The sequence below is a fragment of the Kitasatospora sp. Root107 genome (assembly GCF_001424875.1).
Lineage (GTDB): Bacteria > Actinomycetota > Actinomycetes > Streptomycetales > Streptomycetaceae > Kitasatospora.
In genome coordinates, this window is record NZ_LMCT01000031.1 from 41100 (window position 1) to 42843 (window position 1744).

Consider the following 1744-nt stretch of genomic DNA (forward strand, 5'->3'; position numbering starts at 1 on the left):
CCCCCCGCCGATCCGGCCGCCGTGGCGCGCGCGGTGCCCTTCGAGCAGTACGCCGGGCCTGCAGAGACCGGCGGGACGGAGCTGCTGTGCGGGAAGTACCGGCTGGACCGCAGCCGCGTGCACCCGCTGCTGGCCGAGCTCCCGGACGTCGTCCACCTGCCGAACCGGGTCGGCGCCCATCCCGAACTCCGCTTCGCCATCGACCTGTTGGGCCGTGAACTGGCGGAGGCCCGACCCGGCTCCTGCCTGGCCGTGCCCAGCCTGCTCGACCTCCTGCTGGTCTACCTGGTCCGGGCCTGGCTGGCCGGGGCCACCACCGGTGCCTGGCCCACCGCCCTCGGCGATCCGGTCACCGCCGCCGCCCTGCGCGCCCTGCACACCGACCCGGCCGCCCCGTGGACCAACGACCGCCTGGCCGCCGAGGCCGGCGTCTCCCGCCCCACCCTGGCCCGCCGGTTCACCACCCAGGTCGGGCGGCCGCCGATGGCGTACCTCACCTGGTGGCGCCTGACCTTCGCCGCCACCCTGCTCCGCGACACCGCCGACCCGCTGGCCACCATCGCCGAGCGGGTCGGCTACGCCGGTCCCTACGCCTTCTCGCACGCCTTCAACCGTGAGTTCGGCACCACCCCGGGCCGCTACCGGACCGAGCTGCAGGAGCGCCTACCGCTGCCGACCGTCTGACTATGCTGTCGGACGTGATCAGACTGCAGCGGCTCACGGCCGAGCACGAGCAGGCCCTGCTGGCGTTCGAGCTGGCGAACCGCGCGTACTTCGCCCGGTCCGTACCGGATCGCGGCGACGCGTACTTCGCCGAGTTCGCCGACCGGCTCCGCGCGCTGCTCGCCGATCAGGCCACCGGCCTGCTCCACTTTCACCTCGTCCTGGACGACCGGGGAGAGCTGCTCGGCCGGGTCAACCTGGTCGACGTCGCGGACGGCACCGCCGAACTCGGCTACCGGATCGGCGAACACGCCGCCGGCCGGGGCGTCGCCACCGCCGCCGTCGAGCAGCTCTGCCGACTGGCCGTCACCGACTACCGGCTGACCTCCCTCACCGCCGTCACCACCCACGACAACCCGGCCTCGAGGGCAGTCCTCGCCCGCACCGGCTTCACCGCCGAGGCGGACATCGACCTCGACGGCCGCCCCGGCACCCGCTACCGACGCCGGCTCGTCAGCTCCGGACGAACCGCAGGGTGACCGCGCGGCCGACCGTCTCGGTGGTGACCCTGGCCCCCGAATCCGGCAGCAGCTCGGCGAACGGGACGGCCTCGCCNCTGGGAGGCGCCCGACTTGAGCTGCCCCATGGCCGAGTTGCGCCCGGCACCAGCGCGTGCCGGAAGCTGTGCAGGCCCTGGTCGGTGTGCGGGTCGGGGAAACGAGGTGCTCGCAGCAGCGAGAACCGGACCGTGGTGGTGGTGCCGTGGTCCTCCTCGCGGACGGTGCGGGTGACGTCGTGCCCGTAGGTGGAGGCCGTCACCAGGGCGACGCCCCAGCCGGGTTCGGCCAGGTGGACGAAGCGGTGGTTGCAGGACTCGAACCTGGCCGCCTCCCAGCTGGTGTTGGTGTGGGTCGGGCGGTACAGGTGGCCGAACTGGGTCTCGGCGGCGTACCGGTCGGTGTGCAGATCGAGCGGGAAGGCGGCCTTGAGGAACTTCTCGGTCTCGTGCCAGTCCACCTCGGTGCCGAGCTCCAGCCGCTTGGCCCCCGCCGCCAGACCGATCGTCTGCACCGCCGTGGAC

At 73.6% G+C, this 1744-nt stretch carries 2 protein-coding genes and 1 pseudogene; 2 read left to right on the forward strand and 1 reads right to left on the reverse strand.

The genetic code is table 11. The features are described 5' to 3' along the window. On the forward strand, positions 1-684 hold a 684-nt coding region (locus ASC99_RS24800), incomplete at its 5' end, for an AraC family transcriptional regulator (protein ID WP_082598596.1). Positions 685-698: 14 nt separating this feature from the next. Next, entirely contained in the window at positions 699-1202 is a 504-nt protein-coding gene (locus ASC99_RS24805; RefSeq protein ID WP_235583121.1) for a GNAT family N-acetyltransferase, read from the forward strand. A gap of 77 nt (positions 1203-1279) precedes the next feature. Here the strand turns inward: ASC99_RS24805 and ASC99_RS41100 are convergent. After that, a pseudogene (locus tag ASC99_RS41100) lies at positions 1280-1744 on the reverse strand (glycoside hydrolase family 38 C-terminal domain-containing protein); the annotation flags it as partial.